Origin of the sequence: uncultured Pseudoalteromonas sp. (assembly GCF_963922945.1) — a bacterium.
GTDB lineage: Bacteria > Pseudomonadota > Gammaproteobacteria > Enterobacterales > Alteromonadaceae > Pseudoalteromonas.
In genome coordinates this window covers 1-22,827 of the sequence record NZ_CAWUKC010000064.1, presented here as the reverse complement: position 1 = coordinate 22,827, position 22,827 = coordinate 1, and the positions used below count along the sequence as shown (strand labels likewise).

Here is a 22,827-nt window from a genome sequence, read left to right as displayed (position 1 = left end):
CGTAACCGTTTATTTGCGTTAATTAAAAAGCATCAAGTGAATGGGGTTATTATTATCAGCGGTGATACGCACTGGGGCGAAATCTCAAAGTATCAACAAAACCTTGATTACCCTTTAATAGAAATGACCAGCTCAGGCCTCACTGAAAAGTGGAAAGACGTCAGCCCAAATAAACACCGTGTAGGTGATTACACCCACAATGTAAATTACGGCGATTTAAGCATAGATTGGCAACAAGCCGATCCGGCCATCTCACTAAAGCTTAAAGGGATAGATGGCAAAGTGATTATGCAAAGCGCATTTAGCTTATCAAGCATTAGCCCTTATAAATAAAATGGCCTAACAAATAAAACACACAGTGATTAAAATTAACGCTGTGTGTTTAATCCACCTGCTAACTCGCTGATTTATTAGTGCCAATTTACTGATTGCGCTACCCCTATAAATGAAAATATCTTAAACTGGTTTTACTTCAAGTAAGGACTCCAGTTGTATGCTCAATATTATTCAATCAAACCGCATGGAAGCGCTGCAAGCTCAGTTTAATCAGCTGTTAAAAGTAAACCCGCTGCAAAGCCCATTCGATAAAGAAGTGGTTTTAGTGCAATCGCCGGGTATGTCACAGTGGCTAAAAATTGGTTTAAGCGAAAACCTAGGCATAGCCGCGCAGGTCGATTTTCCGCTGCCATCGAGCTTTATTTGGCAGTTGTATCAGCAATTGTTACCCAATGTGCCTAAAGAGTCGGCATTTAATAAGCCTAACCTTGCTTGGAAATTATTTGCAATACTGCCCAGCTGTATTAATGAACCGCTTTATTTGCCGCTAAAAACGTACTTAGAGGGCGATATAGACGGACAGAAAACCTTTGCCCTGTGTGAAAAAATTGCCGACGTGTACGACCAATACTTAATGTACCGCCCGCATTGGATTGCCACCTGGGACAGCGGCAAAGACGAGCTTGACGATGTTGATGTAAGCATTGCCCCATGGCAGCCCGATTTATGGCGAAAGCTGGTGGCGCACAGTAAAGCACTTGGACAAAGTCAGTTTCATCGTGCCAATATGCAAGGGCAGTTACTCGCAGCCCTTGAAAATATGGATAATAGCTTACTACCTAAGCGCATTAGTTTATTTGGTATATCTGCGATTGCCAGCTCGCAGCTTGAAGTGTTTGAAGCGCTGAGCAAAAAAACAGAGGTGTTTTTATTCTTTTTTAACCCAAGCGAGCATTATTGGGGCGATGTGGTTGATGAAAAAACAGCAGCTAAAATAAACGCCAAATACGCTAAAATGCCGCTTTTAGAAGCGCAGCAAAAAAAACACACTAACCCTGATGAAGAATACTACTTTATAGGTAACCCGTTGTTATCGTCATGGGGGAAACTAGGGCGCGATTACTTTGAGCAACTCGTACAACTTGATGCGCGCTGGATTGATGGCTTTATAGATGCGTTTGACGATAGCTTATTAGGTCAAATTCAAAGCGAAATTTACCAGCTGGCATTTAAAGGTGAATCACTTACCGATAATAAAGAGTGGTTTATCAATGATGAAGGCAAACTGCCCATTAGCGACACCGACACCAGCATTACGTTCAGTGATTGCCATACACCGCTTAGAGAAGTTGAGCGCTTACACGATTATTTACTTACTTTGTTTAACCAAAACCCATCGCTCACCCCTAAAGACATTATTGTAATGATGCCAGATGTAGGCACGTACAGCCCGTATATTGAAGCGGTGTTTGGCGGGGCGCAAAATACCAGCCGGTTTATTCCTTATGCTTTGGCCGATTTGGCCATAGAGCAAGAAAAACCGGTGCTGAGCTCGTTTGCCAGTTTAGCCAATTTACCGTTTTCGCGCTTTGGTGTATCAGATATTCTGGATTTACTGCAAGTAACGCAAATTGCCGAAAAGTTTGGTCTTGAAGCACACGAGTACGAGCAAATTCAGTATTGGCTTGAACGCGTAGGCGTTAAATGGGGCATAAATGCTGAGCATAAAAGTAGCTTTGACTTACCGGCAATCGATTTAAATACTTGGCAGCATGGCTTAAACCGCTTGCTGCTTGGTATAGCCCAGCGCGATGAGCAATGTCCATTTAACGGCATTTACAGTGCCGATGAAGTAGAAGGCATGGCGCTTGATACCCTTAATAAGCTGGTGCATTTTTTTGATGTACTGCAGCGCTTTAAAGATGAGCTAACCCCAGATGATACCCTTAGCAATAAAGCGGATATTTTATCTGAGCTTATCAATGCTATTTATTACAACGAAGGCGATGAAAGCTGGGATTTACTGGTACTACAAACTGTTTTAGAGGAGCTTAAAAAGCACCACGATAATGGCGATTACAATAAAGCTGTTTCGCAGCGAATTGTAAGCTACCTTATAAAACAAGGTATACAAGAAAAGGGCGTAGGGCAGCGCTTTTTAGTGGGACAAGTTAACTTTTGTACTTTAATGCCTATGCGCGCCGTGCCGTTTAAGGTGGTATGTATGCTTGGCCTAAATGATGCCGACTACCCGCGCACGTTGCAGCCAATAGGGTTTGATTTAGTGCCGTATTCTAAAAAACAAAAAGGTGACCGTTCACGCAAATTAGACGACCGCTACCTATTTTTAGAAGCCTTATTAAGCGCCCGCGACAATTTATACATAAGTTACATTGGCCGCTCGTGCTTTGACAACCAACCGCGTATGCCCTCGACCTTAGTCAGCGAGCTTTTAGAGTACATAGGCCGCAGCTTTGTGCTTACAAATGACAGCGAAAAAACGTTGCCTGAGTGTTTAATTAATAAACAGCATTTGCAGCCTTTTAATCACGCCTATTACACAGCCGACACTGAAGCCAATACAAAGCTGAGTAACCACAGTTTTAATCCTATTTGGCTACCAAGCGAACGCATTGACGCGCAGCCGCTAACAGCCATTGATGTTACAGCGCCTGAGCAATTAGAACTCGATGTATTTATACGTAGTGTGTGCAACGCACAAGAGAGCTTTTACCAGCAAACATTAGGTTTACGCCTACCCGAATTTAGCGAAGTCGCCAAAGATGAAGAGCCATTTAGTTTAGATGCGCTGCGTCGGTATTTTTATTTAGATGAAATACTCGAAGCAAACATTAATGAACAACCGTTAAGTACCGAGCAAATACTGCAACGTGGTGAGCTGCCTCAAGCTAATGTAGGTAATTTAGTGTTTGAAAGCATGGCGCACCGAGTTGATGCACTAGCAGGGCAAGTAAAAGAGCATATTAAAAGCGGAAAAACCGAACCAATTGAGGTGTCTTTACATATAGAAAACACCACTATTGAAGGCTGGCTAAATCATATTTACTTGCAAAAACAAGTGTTTTACCGAAGTGCCAGTATAAAGGCTAAAGATTTAATTAAAGGCTTTATATACCACCTTGTTGCACAAAGTATGGAGCAAAATGTAGAAACCCTATTATTGGGGCTCGATAATCAGATTAGCTTTGCGCCGCTGAGTAAAAATGAGGCCGATGCCTTACTCAGTGATTGGTTTGAACTGTATAAAGCCTTGCGCAAAGAGCCTGTGGCATTTTATCCGGTAAGTGGCTATGAATACGTTAAAAGTGGTGGTGATATTGGCAAAGCCATTAGCAAATTTAACCCACAATACATAGGACGCGGCGAGGGCGAAAACCAGTATATTCGTTTAACGGTGCAATCGCTTAATGACTGCCAAGAAGAATTTATTAAGTGGAGCGAAAAATTACTCTCCCCATTACATGCACATGCAAAGGAGAGTGACTATGCAAGCGCTTAATCCGCTAACAATGCCGTTAAAAGGGCAAAGTTTAATAGAAGCCAGTGCGGGTACAGGTAAAACCTATACCATTACCGGGCTATATTTACGTTATTTATTAGGCTTGCAAATACCAGGGGAGATAAACACTCCGTTAAGTGTTGAGCAAATACTTGTGGTTACTTTTACCGATGCTGCAACGCAAGAAATTAAAGACCGTGTGCGCGGCCGTATTATTGCTACGCGTGACGCATTACTTGGTCAAAACCCAAACGATGAATTAATAGAAGGTGTAATAGCTGAGGTAGAGGATAAACACCGTGCCTTTGACTTACTCGATGCCGCCGCTAAATCTATGGACGAAGCCGCTATCTTTACTATTCATGGTTTTTGTCAACGCATGTTAAAACAACATGCGTTTGAATCGGGCGTTGCCTTTAACCTTGAGTTTATTTTAGATGAGCGCGATATCCTACTCGATACCATTAAGGATTTTTGGCGCGCCTTTGTTTACCCACTCAATAAAGAGCGAACAGATGCTATTTTAGAGGTGTTTGCAGCCCCTGAATCGTTATTTAGCCAAGTCAGTAGTGTGTTAAGTAAAGCGAATGCGCAGGTTGTGCCACAAATAAACCTAGATGATGTGTTTAAAGCACGCGATGAATACCTTACTAAGGTGCCGGCTTTTAAAAAAGCAGTGCTTGAGCAAGAGTTTATAGCGGCGGTTAAGGCCTCTGGTTTAAGTGGCTCTAAAACGCCTGGGCGAAAAGGCAGTTTAACGGCTCTAGAAGCATTTTGTTTAGGCGATGAGTTATTTTTTGAATTTGGCACTAATAAATACTCGTTTGAGGTATGGAGCAGCGAAAACCTAAGTGATGCCAGTAATTATAAAAAAAATCAGCCTTTATTTAGCCACCCTCTACTTAGCCAGTTTGATGAGCTAGCTGCACTTAATACTAAAATTAATCAGGGCCTTAAAATTGCCGTTGTACAAACCGCTGCCCGATGGGTAAAGCAAGCGATTGTAAAACGCAAGCAAGAGCAAAGTGTGATCACCCCAGATGATTTACTGACTAATTTACACGGTGCTTTAAATGCCGAACAGGGCGAGGCTTTATCGCAAAAAATAGCGCAGCTATTTCCTGTAGCCATGATTGATGAGTTCCAAGATACCGACCCGATTCAGTACGGCATTTTTAGCAAAATATATGGTCAAGAAAACACCACACTTGCCATGATAGGCGACCCAAAGCAGGCTATTTATGGCTTTAGGGGCGCTGATATTTTTACCTATATTGGCGCAAAAGAGTCGGTAGAGCCTGCGCAGCAATTTACTTTAGGGACTAATTTTCGCTCAAGCACCGATATAGTAAACAGTGTAAACAGCTTGTTTTCTAAACATGCGAATAGCTTTATTTATAACGATGCCATCCCATTTAACGCCGTAGCAGCAAAAGGCAAAAAAGCCGATGAAACATTTACAATAGATGGCAAGCCAGCCACCGCGTTTGAATTTAATGTATTTGTAGATGAAGCGGCAGATGAAAAAAACAAACCCACCAGCAAAGGCGTTGGGCAAGGACATTTGGCCAGCTATTTTGCCAATAAAATAGTGACATTGCTTGAGCAAGCCGAGCAAGGGCGAGCGTGCATTGGTAAGCATAAGGTGACCGCTGCCGACATTTGTATATTGGTGCGCGACCGTGTAGAAGCGCAGATAATGAAAAAAGCGCTGAGTAATGCCAATATTGCTAGCGTGTATTTATCCCGTGAGAGTGTGTTTAGCCAAGAGCTTAGCCATCATTTACTTAACTTTTTAACGGCATTGCATGGGCAATACAATGAGTCGTTATTGCGCGGCGTATTAGCAGGGCCATTATTTTGTTTAAGCTACAACGAAATTTACGCCCTTGCTGATGATGAAAATAAATGGCAAGAGCACTTAAACTTTTTTGCGCAACTTAGTCATATTTGGAATAAGCAAGGCGCAATGGCCATGCTTGAGCGCTTGTTAAGCCATAATCAGCTAAGCGCTAAGTGGCAAGGCCTTGGCTATAACGTTGAGCGTTGGTTAACCGACTTTAGACACTTAGGTGAAATACTGCAGCAAAAGCAAATAGAGCTTGAAGGCACGTTACGTTTATTACGTTGGTTTGCACAAAAAGTAAGCCAGCAAGATGGCGAAGCTGTGCAAGTACGCCTAGAGAGTGACGCTAACTTAGTAAAAATTGTGACTATGCATGCCTCAAAAGGGCTTGAATACCCGCTGGTGTTTATGCCCTTTGCAAGTGGCTATCGCGAAACCAAAGAGGCGCTTTATCATGACAAGGGTAATTTGGTTTACGATTTAAGTAAAAACGAAGATGCACTGCAAAAAGCAGAGCAAGAACGCCTAGCTGAAGACTTACGCTTACTTTATGTTGCGCTTACTCGCGCGGTACATTTTTGTGCGTTAGGTGTATATAACATAGGGCAAGGACAAAGCAGTCGTTTGGCTATACAAAGTAGTGCATTAGGGCATGTGCTATTTACAGGGCTTGAGCTTACAAGTAGCCAAACGTGGCGCACCCACTTAAACGAATTTTGCGACGCTCACACCGAAATGCATTACCAGCAATTTACCGCTGAGCAATTGGTCGAGCAAGGCCAGTTAACACTCAATAGCGCAGTGCAGCAAAGCCACGCGTTAAAAGTGAATACAGTTACAGCCAACATAGAGCGAGATTGGCGAGCAACCAGCTTTAGCGCGCTGAGCTTTAAAAAGCACACCGATCATATTGAGCCTGGGCGCAGTGATGAAGATCACGAAAAAGATGAATTTGCTAACAGCCAAGATGAAATACCATCACCTTATAGTTTTCCAAAGGGGGCAAAGCCTGGTAGCTGCTTACATGAAATTTTTGAACAAATAGACTTTACCAGTGCGCAAGTGCACCCAACTAATCCCGAGCAAAATTTAGCAGAGGTAGTTAAACAGGCACTTGATAAATATCATATTAGCGAAAGCTGGCAACAGGTGACCGAGCAGTGGGTGCTTGATTCGTTGTCCTGTCCCTTAAACAACGAGGGATTAAGCTTAAGCCAATTAGCGCCAGCAGATTGCTTAGTCGAAATGGAATTTAATTTACCTTTAGATAGTTTAAGTGCGCCAAAGCTTAATGAAATACTGGTTAAACATTTTGGTTTTACCCAGAGCAAGTTAGAGTTTTCTCATGTAAAAGGCCTGCTAAAGGGATTTATAGATTTAATTTTTTGCTATCAAGGTAAGTATTATATTTTAGATTATAAGTCTAACTACTTAGGTAATACGCCCGCAGACTATGAAAGCGACCTACTAGAGCAAGCTATGAGTAGTCATCAGTACCATTTACAGTATTTAATTTATAGTGTTGCGCTGCACCGATTACTCAAACAACGCATTAGTGATTATGCAATAGAAACCCATTTAGGCGGGGTTTATTATACGTTTTTACGCGCCATGCCAGCAGGCAAAGGGGTGTATTTTAATAAGCTTAGCGCAGAGCAAATCACTATTTTAGATGGCTTATTTAGCCAAGGAGCCATGTTATGAGTGACTACCCAATGCAGCAAAGCCTATTTGATGAGCCGCCAGTACCCGTACAGCCGTTAAATACAGTCGAGTTGCTCGATTATTTACTTGAGCACAATCGCATAAGAATGGTGGATGTAAAGCTTGCCTTAATGCTGTGCGATAGCCAGCAAAATGACGTATTTTATATTGTATTGCTACTGTGTTTAGCGCAGCAAAGCCAGCACAGCTGTTTAACATTACAAGAGGTCGACTGGCAAAACCCGTTTAATTTACGCCAAAGTGACTTTACAAAAACCGAGGGCAATGTACCAAATATTACCTCTCCTTTTAACGAAGCATTTAGCTACCTCGATGCGCTTAGTTGCTTAAGTGCCCATCACAGTGTGGGCGAGGGCAAGCCCTTACAGTTATTTAACGAACGGCTCTATTTTGCGCGCCTTGCAGATTACGAACATACTTTAGCTACGCGTTTACTTGCGATGAGTGAGCGCCATTTAAATATAAATACCCAGTTACTCAGCCAACTATTAAGTGACTACTTTGAAGATAATTTTGCCATTGCCATAGATTGGCAAAAAGTAGCCTGTGCTATTGCCGCAACAAAAGGCTTTAGCGTTATTACAGGCGGACCAGGGACCGGTAAAACTACCACAGTAACTAAGCTATTAGCAATTTTGCAGTCGCTTTATAAAAGCGCGCCTTTAAGCATTAAGTTGGTGGCACCTACAGGTAAAGCTGCTGCGCGTTTAAGTGAATCTATTTTAGGGGCTAAACAAAAGCTTAAAATTATTCCTGAGGGTATAAAGGCCTTAATTCCTGATAATGCGCAAACTATTCACCGACTGTTAGGGGTTAAACCCTTCACCAATAAATTTAAGCATAACCGCACTAACCCACTACATTTAGATGTACTGATTATTGATGAAGCCAGTATGGTTGATTTATCACTTATGGCAAAATTAATAGAAGCACTGCCAGCCCATGCGCGATTAATATTGCTGGGCGATAAAGACCAACTTGCCTCGGTAGATACCGGCAGTGTAATGAGTGACTTATGCCAAGGCTTAGCATTGGGTGAAACGCCTAATTATTCGCAAGCGCGATGTGATGAGCTCAATGCATTATGTTTTAAAGGAGAGGCCAAATTAGCGGCACAAGGGCATAGCGAATTTAAACTGGCCGATTGCATAGCGTTTTTACAACACAGTTACCGGTTTGATGCACAAAGTGGTATTGGTCAACTTGCCCTTGCAGTTAATACTAACCACAGCGGCATTTTAAACTATGTTGAGCAAGAAAGCGTACAAGGGCGCTTTAACGATGTGATTTTAGATTACGACTTTGTAGCAAAACCCATAGAAAAATTAATAAACAGAGCCGCTAAGCATTACGCTCATTATTTAAATTTAATTGCGCAAGGAGCGAGTGTTGCTGATGTGCATGCCGCATTTTCTCAGTATCAACTATTAGCGGCGGTGCGAGAGGGTGACTACGGCGTAAATAGCTTAAATAGCCGCATTGAGCGCACGCTTGTGCAACAAGGGTTAATATCGGTGAGCCCAAATCAACGCCATTACAGTGGCATGCCCATTATGGTGACCCAAAACGATTATCAACTTAAGTTGTTTAATGGCGATATTGGGATTTTAATGCCCGATGACAGTGGGCAGTTAAAGGCGGTATTTATTGATGAGCAAAATAATGTACGCTCGTTTTCACCTGCACGCCTTCCTGCACACGATAAAGTGTATGTAATGACCATACATAAATCGCAGGGCTCGGAGTTTAGTTATACCGCTATGGTTTTACCGCCACTTAAACACGCCAGTATGGGCGTAAACAGACAGCTGGTATACACAGGCATAACACGCGCAAAAAACACCTTTGAGTTGGTGGCCGATAAAAAGGTCCTGCAACTAGCGATGAATAAAAGTGTATCAAGGGCTTCGGGCCTTTATGAGCGCTTAACACACTAATAAGTCCTGCATACCAATAAGCCTAATGTATTTATGCGTTAGGCTTTTTTTAGGTTAAATACTGCCATTCTTTAATTATGTGACGTGTAATAGTACTAAATACTGCAATTATTTAATATTCAACTAATTGAATAATATAACAATATATATTTACTTAAATTAAATGATAATAATTTGTTGTATTTTTGAGCGTTGTTCCTAATACTGGTCAATGCATGTGCGCCTGCACATGTACAAATGAATACCTTAAGTATATAGGCATAAAAATAAAACACTGAACACATTAAGGATTTATATGAACAACACTAAACACACATTAAAATATTTACTATGCGCTGGCCTAGCTGTATTTATGAGCTTTTCGGCAGCAAGTAAAGATCACAAAATTATACTCATACATGGCTTGCAAGTATCGCAACTAACCAATAAGTCAGGCAGCGACGTTATAAACGACGGTGAAACCTATTGGCAAAGTTATTGGCATAACCGAGCCGATGAACGTATTGATTGGCCGGCCTATGAGCGTATTGAAGGTAAAATCGCAACTGATTGGGTATGGCCTAAATTAAAGCAAATGTCGCGTTCTAACTTATGCGCAGATGGCTGTGTGCTAGTAACGCACTCAACAGGTGATTTAGTTGCCCGCCATATTATAGATAACCAGGCCAACTGGCTTGAAAATGCGGGCCTTACACCGCTTAATATTGTGGCAACCTTTGACTTGGCGGGAGCCGGGGGCGGCAGCGAGCTTGCCGATATTGCTGTAAGTGCTTTAACAGGTGCCGCATGGAACTTTGCAGTAGATGCTGCACTGAGGTGGTGGTTAGGCAGTGATGTAACAGAAGCGGTGGGCGTATTACACGATTTAAAAGTAAATAACGCACGTAAAATTTCGCCGTTTCCAGATGCGCGTACACCGCGATTACGCTTTGTAGCCGATGGCAATGCTTACCTAGGGCTAACGGGTGGGTTTTTAAAAGGTAATGATGACTCCGTAGTAGCATCGCATTCATCGTGTGGAGCAAGCTCAGCTAAGTCATTTGGCAGTTGTAGTAGCAGTATTGATACAAATGGCCAGTTAAAGTCGCAAGATGATGCTGTTAATAGCTTTATGCCATACCATTACCCAATGATGATGAGCGACAGCTACAGCCATAATGAAATTCACAACGCGCAGCGCAAAGGCAATGTCACAATAGCGATGAATAACATTAATGTAGGTGGTCAAAATGTGGGCTTTAACACTTTTGATAAAACAACGGGTACTTGGTTTTGGAAAAAGCATTACCGTTACATTAAGGACTCAAATAACAAAAGTGCCTCGGCGCTCATTTACAATGTGATCCCTTAATAAGCACCTATATTTACAATAGCTTAAGGGCGTGTAGTTAAGTGCTACACGCTTTTAAAGGATGGATGCAATATGAAAAAGTTTTACCTAGGTGCAGCCATAATCATTGCTGGTCTGCTTTTACTTTGGTTTGCAAATAAAAATGAAGTTAAAGCGCCTTCATCAGCGCCTGCACTGTCTAAAAGTAATAAATCGGACTGGGCGAGCCCAAACCAAAGCACCGCCATAACCCATAATGTACCTTCACAATTAAAGGTAAAAAACACCTCCAAAATACAGTTTGATCAGCACTTAGCCAGTGCCGCTGAGCAGGTGGCAATGCAATACCAAAATGCACTAAAATACCCGCCTTATTCGCAGCCCTTGAGCGAATTTGACGAAGACCGGTTAAAGCCTAATCAATTTTACCCAGTGACAAGTCCTATTGATGATGCGGGTAATGCCCTTGTTGTTAGTTTAGATAAATATCGGTTTGTATATCCGCAAAAAATAACCGTTAAAATTGCTGCGCAAAACCTAGTAGAGGTAAATGTAGCGCTTAGCAATACCGATACCAAAGCGGCAATTAGTTCAAAAACCACCACAGCACAACAAGGCGAAGCAACTATAAGTTTTAAAGGCAGTGAAGACTACCCGCGTAATTTGCAGCTATTTGTAGAGGCGAAAGTTGCTGATAAAAAAGTGCCTGCTGTAGCGCAAATACAATATATGCCACCCAGTGCCACGCTGATTGATTTTGATAACGCGTATGCACAAAACGAAAACATGGTAGCCACAGCGCATTTAAAGGTGATCAAAAGCGGCCTGTATAGAATTAGAGCTAATTTATACAGTGATACGAGCCCACTTGCACATTTGGTGACTAAAAAGAAACTTTCGCAAGGCAGTCAAACGGTGGATTTAAAGGCGCATTGGTCGGTATTACCACAAGGGGTAGTGAATATGCGTTTAAGTGACTTTGTGATAGAGCGAATGTCACCAAGCCCAGGTGAACGTAATAGTTTTGGTAGCAGTGATATTGCTGAATTTGAAATTACTGATTTTGCCTACGATAGTTTGCAACAACTGCCTTATCAAGCAAATGAACAAGAACGAATGAGTCTAGAGTTTTTAAAAGGATTAGCTGATAAAGGTTAGTGGTAATAAATAAGGGGCATAAAGCCCCTTAACTGTATTTTTTAACCGTTAGCTTAGGTTAATAGTAACCACATCAGCTTGCTGCGCTTGGGTTTCATCTTCATCGCTTACAGGCGCTTTTGGAATGTCTGGTTTATCCAGTGCTATATCGCCGCCATCAATCACATCACCCGTTTTTAAGTTCTCAAAATCAAATAGTTCTGTATCGGCTAGATGTGAAGGCACCACATTTTGCATTGCAGTAAAAATACTTTCGATACGTCCAGGGTGCTCTTTATTCCACTGCGCTAACATGTTTTTAGTGTGTTTACGTTGTAGGTTTTCTTGCGAGCCACATAAATTACAGGGAATAATAGGGTAACCTTGGCTAAATGCGTATTTACTTATATCGGCTTCTTTACAATAAGCTAGCGGGCGAATAACCATGTGCTCGCCGTTATCGCTCATTAATTTAGCCGGCATGCTTTTAAGTTTACCGCCGTAAAACATGTTTAAGAAAAGTGTTTCGATCATGTCATCGCGGTGATGGCCAAGGGCAATTTTAGTTGCGCCCATTTCTTTGGCTGTACGGTATAAAATACCACGACGTAGGCGTGAACACAGCGAGCATGTTGTTTTACCTTCAGGGATGATATCGGTAACAATGCTGTAGGTGTCTTCTTCGACAATTTTGTATTCAATATCTTGTTTATCAAGGTATTGTGGTAAAACATGCTCAGGAAATCCAGGCTGCTTTTGATCAAGATTAACAACAAATAAGTCAAACTTAATAGGTGCCACACGCTTTAAATGCTTAAGCATATCAAGCATGGTGTAACTGTCTTTACCACCTGATAGGCATACCATTACGCGATCGCCTTCTTCTATCATGTTAAAGTCCATGACGGCTTGACCTGTAAGACGGCGTAAACGCTTTTGTAACTTATTTAAGTTGTATTGAGCTTTGGCTTGAGCTGAGTGAGACACTGCGCCCCCTTATAAAACAATGCGGCAAATATTTGCTGAAAAATAAAGGGGCGTATTATATACCCAAGTACTAAGGGTATTAAAGCGCTAGTTAAGGCTTTGTTTAACTTTTGGCAAGTGGGCTGATGTAGCCGTCGGGTTTTAATGCAAGGACATCGCAATCTAAGCTATCTATTACATGCTCAGCGGTATTACCAACCAGTGCAGCGCTTAACCCTGTACGGCCAACAGTGCCAATTACGACTAACTCGCTATTTAAGCGACTTGCAACGTCAGGAATTACATCCTCAGGGAGCCCTTCTTCTATAAAACATTGCTCATTTGTTAAGTTAAATGCATTAGCCAGTTCGTTAGTGGATTCTATGTGGTGTTTTTTTACGGACTCGTTGTAGAGGCTTGGGTTAAATTCCGGGATTTCTATGGCAATATTAATAGGAGTGGCAGGATAGGCATTAACTAAGTTAAGTTTTGCATTGGCCAGCTCACATAAAAATTGTGCATCTTTAATAATCCGTTTATTAAGGGCGACGTGCTCATCGTTTTCACTAACCGCATTCACTGCAGCTAAAATATTACCTTGTTCGGGCCATGCCATTTCTTTTACAAATAAAACAGGTGTAGGGCATTTACGCACTAAGTGCCAATCTGTAGGGGTAAAAATAACCGATTTGAGTGCACCATGCTGATGGGTACTTTTAACCACTAAATCGTATTTTTGTTCAATGACAGTGTTAATAATGGCTTCAAATGGGCGGTTATGCCAAACCACTTGGGTGGTGATGCTTATATCTGGGTAGGTAGAAATGATATCTTTTAGCCATAACTCTCTATCAGTTATAACGGCTTTTCGCATTGCTTCGCGCTCTTCGAACGACAACATAGTGGTCATTTCGTAAGAAAAGTCGTAAACAGTCATAAAGGCGGTAATACTGGCACCTGACTTTTTGGCTAAATCAATCGAGCGAGCTAAACCGTGGTGATCATCCTTTGTGGGGTCAATAACGGCTAAAATACGTTTAATAGTGTTCATATGCTACTCCCTTTTTTAACTTACTCTCAGTGTAACGCAAATACACAGCAGTTAAAGGGGGAGCGCATAAATTGTTGTTCTAAATCAAAGTTACAGCGTAAATTAACTTAGCAAGGCTTAATAATTGCAGCAGCGCTTGCCAGGCCATCGCTGTCTAAAATAGTAATAAACTTACCTTCCACTTTTATTAATCCCGCTTTTTGAAAGCGGCTTAGCAAGCGGCTAATCGTCTCTACGGTCAAGCCTAAATAATTACCAATTTCGCCGCGTGTCATGGTAAACCTAAACTCTTTACGCGAAAATCCGCGTTCGCCAAAGCGCTCAGAAAGATTGTAAATAAAGCTTGCTAGTCTTTCTTCTGCCGACTTTTTATTAAGTAGGAGTAGCATTTCTTGATCATAGGTGATCTCGTTACTCATTAGTCGCATGATTTGTTGGCGAAGTTTAGGTAATTTACCTGCTAATTCGTCTAAGGTATCAAACGGGATTTCGCACACCATTGATGTTTCGAGTGCTTGTGAAAAACTTTGATGAGCCATTTTGCTAATCGCATCAAAGCCAACTAAATCACCTGCCAAATGAAAGCCGGTAATCTGCTCATCTCCTTGTTCGGAGAGGGTGTATGATTTAAATGAGCCAGAGCGTACAGCATAAATTGCGTTAAGCGGGGCGCCGGATTCAAACAGATAGTCACCTTTATGGAGGGGTTTTTTTCGCTCAATAATTTCGTCAAGTTTATCCATTTCTTGACCATTTAACGAGAAAGGCAAACACAATTGGCTGATGCTGCAGTTATTACAACTAATAGCACAATTGCCTTTATTACGACTTTGAGAGAAATCCATAATTTAATCCGTTTTAATTTTTATAAATTATTGCTCATGAATTTAAGAGCAATGTAATTTGGAGATTAATGTACTAATTTGTCGGTGGCAATAATCAATAAATACACACCGTACCAAATAATAATACTGCCTAATAGTATACGCGTCCATGAATGGTTTATTATCGTATTAAGCTTTTGGGCCATAACACCCACTGTGATCATTGCCGGAAAGGTGCCAAGCGCAAAGCAGAGCATCACAATGGCTCCATCAAACGCACTAGGGCTGGTCATTGCCCATGTCAGGGCTGAATACACCAAGCCACAAGGAAGCCAACCCCATAAGGCACCATAGCCTAGGGCTTTAGCTGTAGTATCTAAGGGCATTAAATATTTATTAAATTTAACTATGTGCTGCCAAAGAAGTGTTTTACCCACTTTTTCGAGCCATTGTAAGGTAGGGCCTAAGCGCATTATATATATGCCAACCAACAGCATAAAAATAGCAGCAACGAATGAAAGCGTGACAGAAAAAAACGTATTTTGTTTTGCAAATTGGCTACTGATACCCGCAACGAGTGCGCCAGCCAGCATGTAACTAAACGCTCGGCCAATGTTATAAGCAAATGAATAAATAACAGATTGGCGCTTGTTACTGGCCAATTGTAAGGAGCTGGCAATACCGCCACACATAGCAAGGCAATGCCCGCTACCAATGAGGCCCATTAAAAATGCACTAGTGTAGAGAGGGTCAATCATTACTATTGTTGTGTTGATCTTTATCATCTTCAAACAAGATACTGTGACCTTGTTTGTTTAAATCAGAAAATTGCTCACTTTTAACGGCCCAAAAAAATACGCCAATGGCAATAATCACAAAAAGTATTGCAATGGGGATTAAAATATAAATTATGCTCATAATTTTAAAAGCCTTAGTGAATTACTGATCACAATAATTGAGCTGGCAGACATACCAATAACCGCCATCCACGGGGCCACAAGCCCAAGCGCTGCGAGTGGTAAAATAGAGGCATTATACACCAAAGACAGGGTCAGGTTTTGCTTAACGATTCGCCTTGTTTGTTTAGCCACATTGAGTAAGTGCTCAATAGAGGCTAAGTCGCTATTTAATAAGACGACATCAGCAGTGTTTTTAGAAATATCGGCGCCGGTTTCCATGGCTATGGACAAATGTGCACTGGCAAATACAGGGCTGTCGTTTATGCCATCACCTACCATAGCGACCACTTCGCTTTGTGATGACCACTGCTCAACGGCTTTTTGTTTATCTTCTGGTGATAATCCACTTTGCACACTGTCGATTTTTAATGTCTTGGCGATCTTTTGGCCAGCATCAGAGGCGTCCCCAGTGAGTATGTGGCAGCTTAAGTTTTGTGCTTGTAAGCTCGTTATGAGCTCACTAGCGCCAGCCTTAACCTTATCTATAAAGTAGAATCGAGCGACGACCTGCTTATTTATAAATAGACTCGCCTGCGCATTGGTTTTTTTAGTGTCAAACCAGCCGCTTTTACCAATCGCATAATGAGTTGTGCTATTTTGTGCACTAATGCCAAGTCCTGGGTGAACGGTGATATTAGTAAGTGCAAGATCGCTGGTGCTGTATTCGCTAAATGCACTGGCTATGGGGTGCTCCGAAAAACGCTCCAGTTGAGCGGCAATATTTAGTGCTTGCTCTTTAGATAAACTGTCATCGAGAATATCAACTGCATCTAAGCTAAATCTGCCTTGTGTTAACGTGCCCGTTTTATCAAAGGCAAACAAGGTTAACTGTGAGAGAGTTTCCAGTACATGAGCTTGTTTTATTAATATTCCTTTACGAGTGAGCGTGGCTACAGCACACGTTAACGCGGTAGGGATTGCAAGGCTTAACGCACATGGGCAGGTCGCAACCAATACCGAAATAGTGATCCAAAAAGCGTGCTCTGGATCAATTTGATACCAGCCAATTGCGGTAATAGAAGCAAAAACAAGTAAACAGGCAATAAACCACTGCGCCACTTTATCGGTTATTTCTACTAACTTGGGTCGCTTGGTTAGTGCATTATGCTGCAAACGTATGATTTGGTTTAAAAGCGTGTTTTGACCAATCTTATTTATTTTTATTTCTATAACACCGTCGTGGTTAACACAACCTGCATACACATTGTGGCCAATAAACTTACTTACAGGTTGGTGCTCACCTGTCATCATGGACTCATCAACAGTCGTTTTTCCTTTAATTAGCTGGCCATCAGCGGGAATAGTCTCGCCAGCTTTTATAAGTACCACATCATTAAGTTTAAGTTTTTTAGCGGCAACTATATGTTCTTGTCCGTTTTCATCGAGGGTACGCGCGGTGAGAGGCAAAAGCTTTTGTAAGTTGGCGGTAAACTCACTGGCTTTTAATCGTGCTCTAAATTCGAGATATTTACCAAGTAATAATAAAAAGGTAAACATACAGACCGATTCAAAGTACACCTCGCCAACTTGCATAAATGTGGCATAACAACTTGCGCTATAAGCCCCAAAAATAGCCAGCGAAACAGGCAAGTCCATATTTAATTGTTTTGCTTTTAAGCCATTAATCGCATTAGTTAAAAAGGGGAGTGCGCTGTACAAAATAACCGGAGAGGCAAGTACGAGGCTTATCCACCTAAAGTATTCCTCAAAATTACTATCCATGCCTGAAAACATGCCAAAGTACATGGCAAAGGCAAACATCATCACTTGCATGGTCATCAACCCAGCAACCCCTAAACGGCGAATATACGCTTTGGCTGTTTGTTGCTTTTGCTGGGCTTCGTCATCGGCTTGAAATGGGTAAGCTTTATAGCCAATTTTAGCAAGCGAGGTAATTATTTCGCTCAGTGGGGTGTGGGTTTTATCCCACTGTATCATCGCTCGGTTTGTTGAGGTGTTTACATCTACCCGTTTTACTGTTTTTAAATTTAATAATTGTTTTTCGATAAGCCAAGCACACGCGGCGCAGGTAATGCCTTCAACGCTCAATAGTACCTCAGAGAGGTTATCGGTTGTGGCTATAAACTCATCTTGTATATCTTCGTTATCGTAGCTTTTTATTAGCGCTAATTGCTCTGGAACTAACTGCTCTACCTTACCGGCACGTACGGTGCGGTATTTGTAATAGTCAGTCATACCTTGATCAACAATGTTTTGTGCCACCGCTTGGCAACCAATACAGCACATAGGCTGAGGCGTATTATCTATTGTGACGGTTGCGCTAAATCCATTTGGCACACTTTCAAGACAATGAAAGCAAGAAACGCTCATAGTGACGACTACTTATATTTTGGGGTAACAAATATGGGTTGCTCTGTAGGAAGCGTTATGTTTTCTTTTAGCTTCCAACTACTATCGACCGGCTCTATAAACACGGAGTAAGCACCGGGTGTGTAGTTATCGAGTAGGGCAGTAAACTCTTTATTGGCATTAGGGGTTAGCGTTACGTCAAAGTCGTGTGCTTTGATAGTACGGTGATAAAATGCGAGTTTTAAAGCGTGTACCTTAGTATAATCACCTTTGGTAAATACAAAACTTGCACGCTCGTGTGAAACATTTAGATTACCATGTAAAAACAGCGCTTTGGCTTTTTCAAATTTAGTCAGCTCTAAATTTATTGCTTTGCCTTTTTTGTAGTAATCATCAACTACCATATCTGGGCCATTGCCCACTGCCGTAATAATTAGGGTTATGCACCCAATAATGGCGGCAAGCGGAAAAAACATTAAAAACCAAGGCCAAAAATTTTTATACCACGGAGTAGGTTGCATAGTTGCTCTAAAATTAGTTTAGGTGGGGCTATTTTATAGCAAATACTTGTAAAAGACTAAAAAAAAGCCTCACAGTGGAGGCTTTTTTGATCTGGATTAATCTATTGAAATAAAAAGATTAAACAAAGGTTAACTTAATGTTTATTGCTCTTGCGATAAGCTGTAAACATAAGCAGTTAACAGGTGAATTTTATCCTCACCTAAAATGTCTTTCCATGCTGGCATTACACCGGCGCGGCCATGATTAAGAGTTTCTTCAACCGCGCGTTGAGAGCCACCGTATAACCAAATGTTATCTGTCAGATTAGGTGCACCAAACGGTAAGTTATGTGCAACAGAGCCTTTACCATCTGCACCGTGACACGCTGCACACATAGCAAACTTAGCGGCACCCGCAGCGGCATCTTTTTGGTTAACAGTACGACCAGATAAGCTAAGAACATGCGCTGTCATTTCTTTAACGCCTTGCTCACCCAGTGCTGCACTCCATGATGGCATGGCTGCTACGCGACCATAAAGAAGTGTTTCTTTAATTTTGTCAGGTGAGCCACCGTATAACCAGTCTTTGTCAGTTAGGTTAGGGAAGCCCGTAGCACCACGTGCATCTGAGCCATGACATTGCGCACAGTTTTGCGAGAATAAACGCTGACCAATTTCAAGTGCTAACTGACCGTCTGTTTGTTCATGCTTTTCGCCATTTTCAAGGGCTACTTGCTGTGCTGCATCACCTTCAAATTTAGAGTTAACTAACTCTAATACTGGTATTTGTGCAAGCTTGTTAAAGATAGGACCAAAACGCTCTTGGGCTGCTTCGTATTCCTTATCAAGTTTTACATAGCGGCCTTCTTCTTTGGCTTTAGCCGTGGCTTCTTTAGATTCAGCTAAAGACGTAATACCTTGGTTAGAGCTTGTCCATTTACCTAAGCCTTCCCAGTTACCTAAACCTGGATAAGCTGCTAAGTAATATACCGACCAAATAAATGTTGCGAAGAACATATACGTCCACCATTTTGGCAGTGGATTATTAAGCTCGGTAATGCCGTCATATTCGTGTCCGCAGTCTTCACCTTCTTCTACGCCAGCATAGTTTTTAAGGTTCCAAACTAATAAGCTAAAAATGATGATTAAGCAGGCTAGGGTTAATACAATAACCCAGATACTCCAAAAGCTAGTCATTTTTCAGACTCCTTTTCCTCGTTAGAGAGTGTGTTGTTATGTTTTTTTTCATCTTCAAAAATGGCATTCGCAGCGTCATCAAAACGATTTTTGCTACGTTTACTGTATGCCCATACAACAATCACAATAAACAATACTAAAATTACCAGAGTCAAAATGCCTCTGTATGTTCCGTAATCCATAATAATTACTTCAAGTGGGTGCCAAGTTGCTGTAAATACGCGATTAAAGCTTGCATTTCTGTTGCGCCTTCGCCGTTATTCATAGCGTTAATCTTATCAACATCTGCTTGAAGCTCTTCATCGCTGCCATAACCTAACCCAGGGTGCTTAGGGTTTTCTGGGTTTATAGCAAAAGTATCACGGAAAATTTGTAGTTTTTTCAGAGTTAGGCTGGTATCAACCTTTGTCTCTGCTAACCAAGGAAAACCTGGCATATTTGACTCAGGTACCACAGCGCGTGGATCAACTAAGTGTGCATAATGCCAATCGTCCGAGTAACGCTTACCTACACGCGCAAGGTCAGGACCAGTACGTTTAGAACCCCATTGGAAAGGGTGATCCCATACTGATTCGCCCGCTACAGAGTAGTGACCGTAACGCTCAACTTCGTCACGAAAAGGGCGAATCATTTGTGAGTGACAGTTGTAACAACCTTCACGTACATAAATATCGCGGCCTTCCATCTCTAGCGCGTTAAGTGGGCGTAAACCGTCAACAGGTTTTGTTGTATCGTCTTGGAACATTAGCGGAGTAATTTCAACTAGTGCACCAAAACTAATAGCAAAAACAGTCAGTATGGCCATTAGGCCAACGTTTTTTTCTACTATTTCATGTTTGTTTTGTGAATTTTTATTGCTCATCATCTCACTCCGTTATGCTAATTGTGCTTGTGCGTCTAGCTTCAGTGAGTTTTTCTCAGCTGAAATTGTACGCAGAACGTTGTAAGCCATAACTAACATACCTGTAACGATGAAAACACCGCCTAAAAAGCGCATTACGTAGAAAGGATGTGATGCTTCTAATGACTGAACAAAGCTGTACATTAATGTACCGTCAGAGTTAACTGCACGCCACATTAAGCCTTGCATAACACCTGAGATCCACATTGCAACAATGTAAAGTACAACACCAACAGTGTGTAACCAAAAATGCGTGTTAACCAATTTAACACTGTACATACGACCTTGTGCGAATAACGCAGGAATAAGGTGGTAAATAGCACCAATTGAAATCATCGCAACCCAACCAAGCGCACCTGAGTGTACGTGGCCAACAGTCCAATCTGTGTAGTGAGACAATGCATTTACAGATTTAATTGCCATCATAGGACCTTCAAACGTAGACATACCGTAGAAAGATAATGAAACAACTAAGAAGCGCAGTACAGGATCAGTACGTAGCTTATGCCAAGCACCTGATAGAGTCATAATACCGTTAATCATACCACCCCAAGATGGAACGAATAAGATAATAGACATAACCATACCTAAACTTTGCGTCCAATCAGGTAACGCAGTGTAGTGAAGGTGATGAGGACCTGCCCAAATGTAGAGTGAAATAAGTGCCCAAAAGTGAACAACCGATAAACGGTAAGAATAAACTGGGCGGCCTGCTTGCTTTGGTACAAAGTAATACATCATACCTAAGAAACCAGCCGTTAGTAGGAAACCTACAGCGTTATGACCATACCACCACTGAACCATTGCATCTACAGCACCGGCGTAGATTGAGTATGATTTAGTTAGCGACACAGGCACAGCCATGCTGTTTACAATGTGTAGCACTGCAACAGTAATGATAAAGCCAGCGTAAAACCAGTTAGCAACGTAGATGTGTGATACTTTACGTTTGATCAGCGTACCAAAAAATACCACTGCGTAAACAATCCACACTATTGCGATTAAAATATCAATCGGCCATTCAAGCTCTGCATATTCTTTAGAGCTGGTAATACCTAATGGTAATGTAATAACGGCTAATACAATAACAAGCTGCCAGCCCCAAAAAGAGAAAGCGGCGAGTTTGTCTGAGAAAAGGCGCGTTTGACAAGTACGTTGAACGACGTAATAAGACGTCGCAAAAAGTGCACTGGTACCAAATGCGAAAATTACTGCGTTCGTGTGTAACGGACGTAGTCGAGAGTATGTTAACCATGGTGTATCAAAGTTAAGTGCTGGCCAAGCTAATTGGGCAGCAATCAGAACCCCAATACTCATGCCAACGATGCCCCAAATCACTGTCATAATAGCGAATTGGCGTACAACTTTATAGTTATACTCAGTTTGTGATGCTACTGTTTGGCTCATTTTCTGGCTTCCGCTGCAATAAATGCGTTTAGAAATGAATTACCCACCGTTTAAAGTGGGGCCTACTATTTTCCCCAAGCGTATTACCTAAAACGTTCAAAGCCTGAATGCTTCAGAAAACAAACTCGAGAAACCCTTATTTTTTGCGGGTGAAATGATAAATTTTTTGGCCTAAAAAAGATAGGTCAATTACATAAAATTATGACATCAATCAAAGTTTGTGAGTTTGTTGTTTATTTTTTGATACAGGTTGTACCTATATTAACCAAACATCACCCTAGCTATTGTTATTTCAAAGTATGCTAATTAAGATTTGTTTTTATTTAGCGCGGATTAGTGATGCATATATATAGATTACCTTTGTTTATAATGCTTATTTTTATATTAACAGGCTGTGACAATGCTAACAGCAATGATCAAAAAGCACTGTTAAAAACTGATTGCGAAACTAATCAACACTGTATTTATGATACTGGTGTTAAAGTATGGTTAAGTGATAAAAATATTTCTCCCGAAACCCCTTTTAGCATTTACCTTGATTTACCCGCCCACCTTAAACTCGACACTGCTAAGATTGAAAGTATCACTATGTATATGGGATTTATTCCCCAAAAGTTCACTGAGCAGGGAAGTATTTATAAAAGTGAAACCATGGTAGGTATTTGTTCAGAAAAAAATATGCTGTGGCAACTAGTGCTTAATTTAAGCAACCTTCAAACTGGCGAGCCAATCACCCATTTTTATAATTTTTACGTTACGTATTAAACCAGCATTATTTTTACACTTTCATTTCCAAAGCATATAAGTAATAAAATACCGTATTTAATAGTATGTTTTTAGAGCTTACTTAGTTTCATAACCTGTTTAATGTTTGTAATTGTGCCTGAAAAGCTAAAAGCTAAAAGCTAAAAGCTAAAAGCTAAAAGCTAAAAGCTAAAAGC

General features: G+C 41.3%; 17 protein-coding genes and 1 pseudogene. 7 read left to right on the top strand and 11 right to left on the bottom strand.

What is annotated here, in order from left to right; genetic code table 11:
- The 6 genes and pseudogenes from AABI99_RS13185 to AABI99_RS13160 form a co-directional block, all read left to right on the top strand.
- Positions 1 to 333, top strand: a pseudogene (locus AABI99_RS13185) (alkaline phosphatase family protein); the annotation flags it as partial.
- A 160-nt stretch (positions 334 to 493) separates the two neighbouring features.
- Complete coding sequence (gene recC / locus AABI99_RS13180) at positions 494 to 3,796, top strand: exodeoxyribonuclease V subunit gamma (RefSeq protein WP_338366359.1); 3,303 nt, start codon at positions 494 to 496, stop codon at positions 3,794 to 3,796.
- A complete protein-coding gene (gene recB, locus AABI99_RS13175) occupies positions 3,783 to 7,346 on the top strand; it encodes an exodeoxyribonuclease V subunit beta (RefSeq protein WP_338366358.1) in 3,564 nt (1,187 codons plus the stop codon). The genes recC and recB overlap by 14 nt, the downstream gene beginning before the upstream one ends.
- Positions 7,347 to 7,357: 11 nt before the next feature.
- Positions 7,358 to 9,304: an exodeoxyribonuclease V subunit alpha gene (recD, locus tag AABI99_RS13170; RefSeq protein ID WP_338366361.1), complete on the top strand. Its 1,947-nt coding sequence runs from the start codon at positions 7,358 to 7,360 to the stop codon at positions 9,302 to 9,304.
- Between the two features lie 295 nt (positions 9,305 to 9,599).
- A complete protein-coding gene (locus tag AABI99_RS13165) occupies positions 9,600 to 10,655 on the top strand; it encodes a hypothetical protein (RefSeq protein WP_338366357.1) in 1,056 nt (351 codons plus the stop codon).
- A 72-nt stretch (positions 10,656 to 10,727) separates the two neighbouring features.
- Positions 10,728 to 11,792: a hypothetical protein gene (locus AABI99_RS13160; RefSeq protein ID WP_338366356.1), complete on the top strand. Its 1,065-nt coding sequence runs from the start codon at positions 10,728 to 10,730 to the stop codon at positions 11,790 to 11,792.
- Between the two features lie 48 nt (positions 11,793 to 11,840).
- On the opposite strand, the gene ttcA is transcribed toward AABI99_RS13160, so the two are convergent.
- The 11 genes from ttcA to ccoN form a co-directional block, all read right to left on the bottom strand.
- Positions 11,841 to 12,758: a tRNA 2-thiocytidine(32) synthetase TtcA gene (gene ttcA / locus AABI99_RS13155; RefSeq protein WP_338366355.1), complete on the bottom strand. Its 918-nt coding sequence runs from the start codon at positions 12,756 to 12,758 to the stop codon at positions 11,841 to 11,843.
- A 103-nt stretch (positions 12,759 to 12,861) separates the two neighbouring features.
- Positions 12,862 to 13,788 carry a universal stress protein UspE gene (gene uspE / locus AABI99_RS13150; RefSeq protein WP_338366354.1) on the bottom strand — a complete coding sequence of 309 codons (927 nt, stop codon included), beginning with the start codon at positions 13,786 to 13,788 and terminating at the stop codon, positions 12,862 to 12,864.
- A gap of 107 nt (positions 13,789 to 13,895) precedes the next feature.
- Positions 13,896 to 14,633 (bottom strand): FNR family transcription factor, encoded by a 738-nt coding sequence (locus tag AABI99_RS13145; protein ID WP_338366353.1) that lies wholly within the window; start codon positions 14,631 to 14,633, stop codon positions 13,896 to 13,898.
- 65 nt (positions 14,634 to 14,698) lie between these two features.
- Entirely contained in the window at positions 14,699 to 15,370 is a 672-nt protein-coding gene (locus AABI99_RS13140) for a sulfite exporter TauE/SafE family protein (RefSeq protein ID WP_338366352.1), read from the bottom strand.
- Positions 15,363 to 15,530 (bottom strand): cbb3-type cytochrome oxidase assembly protein CcoS, encoded by a 168-nt coding sequence (gene ccoS, locus AABI99_RS13135; protein ID WP_338366351.1) that lies wholly within the window; start codon positions 15,528 to 15,530, stop codon positions 15,363 to 15,365. Before ccoS ends, AABI99_RS13140 begins: the two co-directional genes overlap by 8 nt.
- A complete protein-coding gene (locus AABI99_RS13130) occupies positions 15,527 to 17,902 on the bottom strand; it encodes a heavy metal translocating P-type ATPase (protein WP_338366350.1) in 2,376 nt (791 codons plus the stop codon). Before AABI99_RS13130 ends, ccoS begins: the two co-directional genes overlap by 4 nt.
- Before the next feature lie 8 nt (positions 17,903 to 17,910).
- The gene (locus AABI99_RS13125) at positions 17,911 to 18,402 is read right to left on the bottom strand and encodes a FixH family protein (RefSeq protein WP_338366349.1); all 492 of its coding nucleotides are present in this window, start codon (positions 18,400 to 18,402) and stop codon (positions 17,911 to 17,913) included.
- 141 nt (positions 18,403 to 18,543) lie between these two features.
- Complete coding sequence (gene ccoP / locus AABI99_RS13120) at positions 18,544 to 19,578, bottom strand: cytochrome-c oxidase, cbb3-type subunit III (protein ID WP_338366348.1); 1,035 nt, start codon at positions 19,576 to 19,578, stop codon at positions 18,544 to 18,546.
- Positions 19,575 to 19,760 carry a CcoQ/FixQ family Cbb3-type cytochrome c oxidase assembly chaperone gene (locus AABI99_RS13115; protein ID WP_004588824.1) on the bottom strand — a complete coding sequence of 62 codons (186 nt, stop codon included), beginning with the start codon at positions 19,758 to 19,760 and terminating at the stop codon, positions 19,575 to 19,577. Before AABI99_RS13115 ends, ccoP begins: the two co-directional genes overlap by 4 nt.
- A gap of 5 nt (positions 19,761 to 19,765) precedes the next feature.
- Positions 19,766 to 20,440 (bottom strand): cytochrome-c oxidase, cbb3-type subunit II, encoded by a 675-nt coding sequence (gene ccoO / locus AABI99_RS13110; protein ID WP_338366360.1) that lies wholly within the window; start codon positions 20,438 to 20,440, stop codon positions 19,766 to 19,768.
- Positions 20,441 to 20,452: 12 nt separating this feature from the next.
- The gene (ccoN, locus tag AABI99_RS13105; RefSeq protein ID WP_338366347.1) at positions 20,453 to 21,886 is read right to left on the bottom strand and encodes a cytochrome-c oxidase, cbb3-type subunit I; all 1,434 of its coding nucleotides are present in this window, start codon (positions 21,884 to 21,886) and stop codon (positions 20,453 to 20,455) included.
- Between the two features lie 339 nt (positions 21,887 to 22,225).
- On the opposite strand from ccoN, the gene AABI99_RS13100 reads away from it, so the two are divergent.
- Entirely contained in the window at positions 22,226 to 22,651 is a 426-nt protein-coding gene (locus tag AABI99_RS13100) for a hypothetical protein (protein WP_338366346.1), read from the top strand.
- The last annotated feature ends 176 nt before the right edge of the window (positions 22,652 to 22,827 follow it).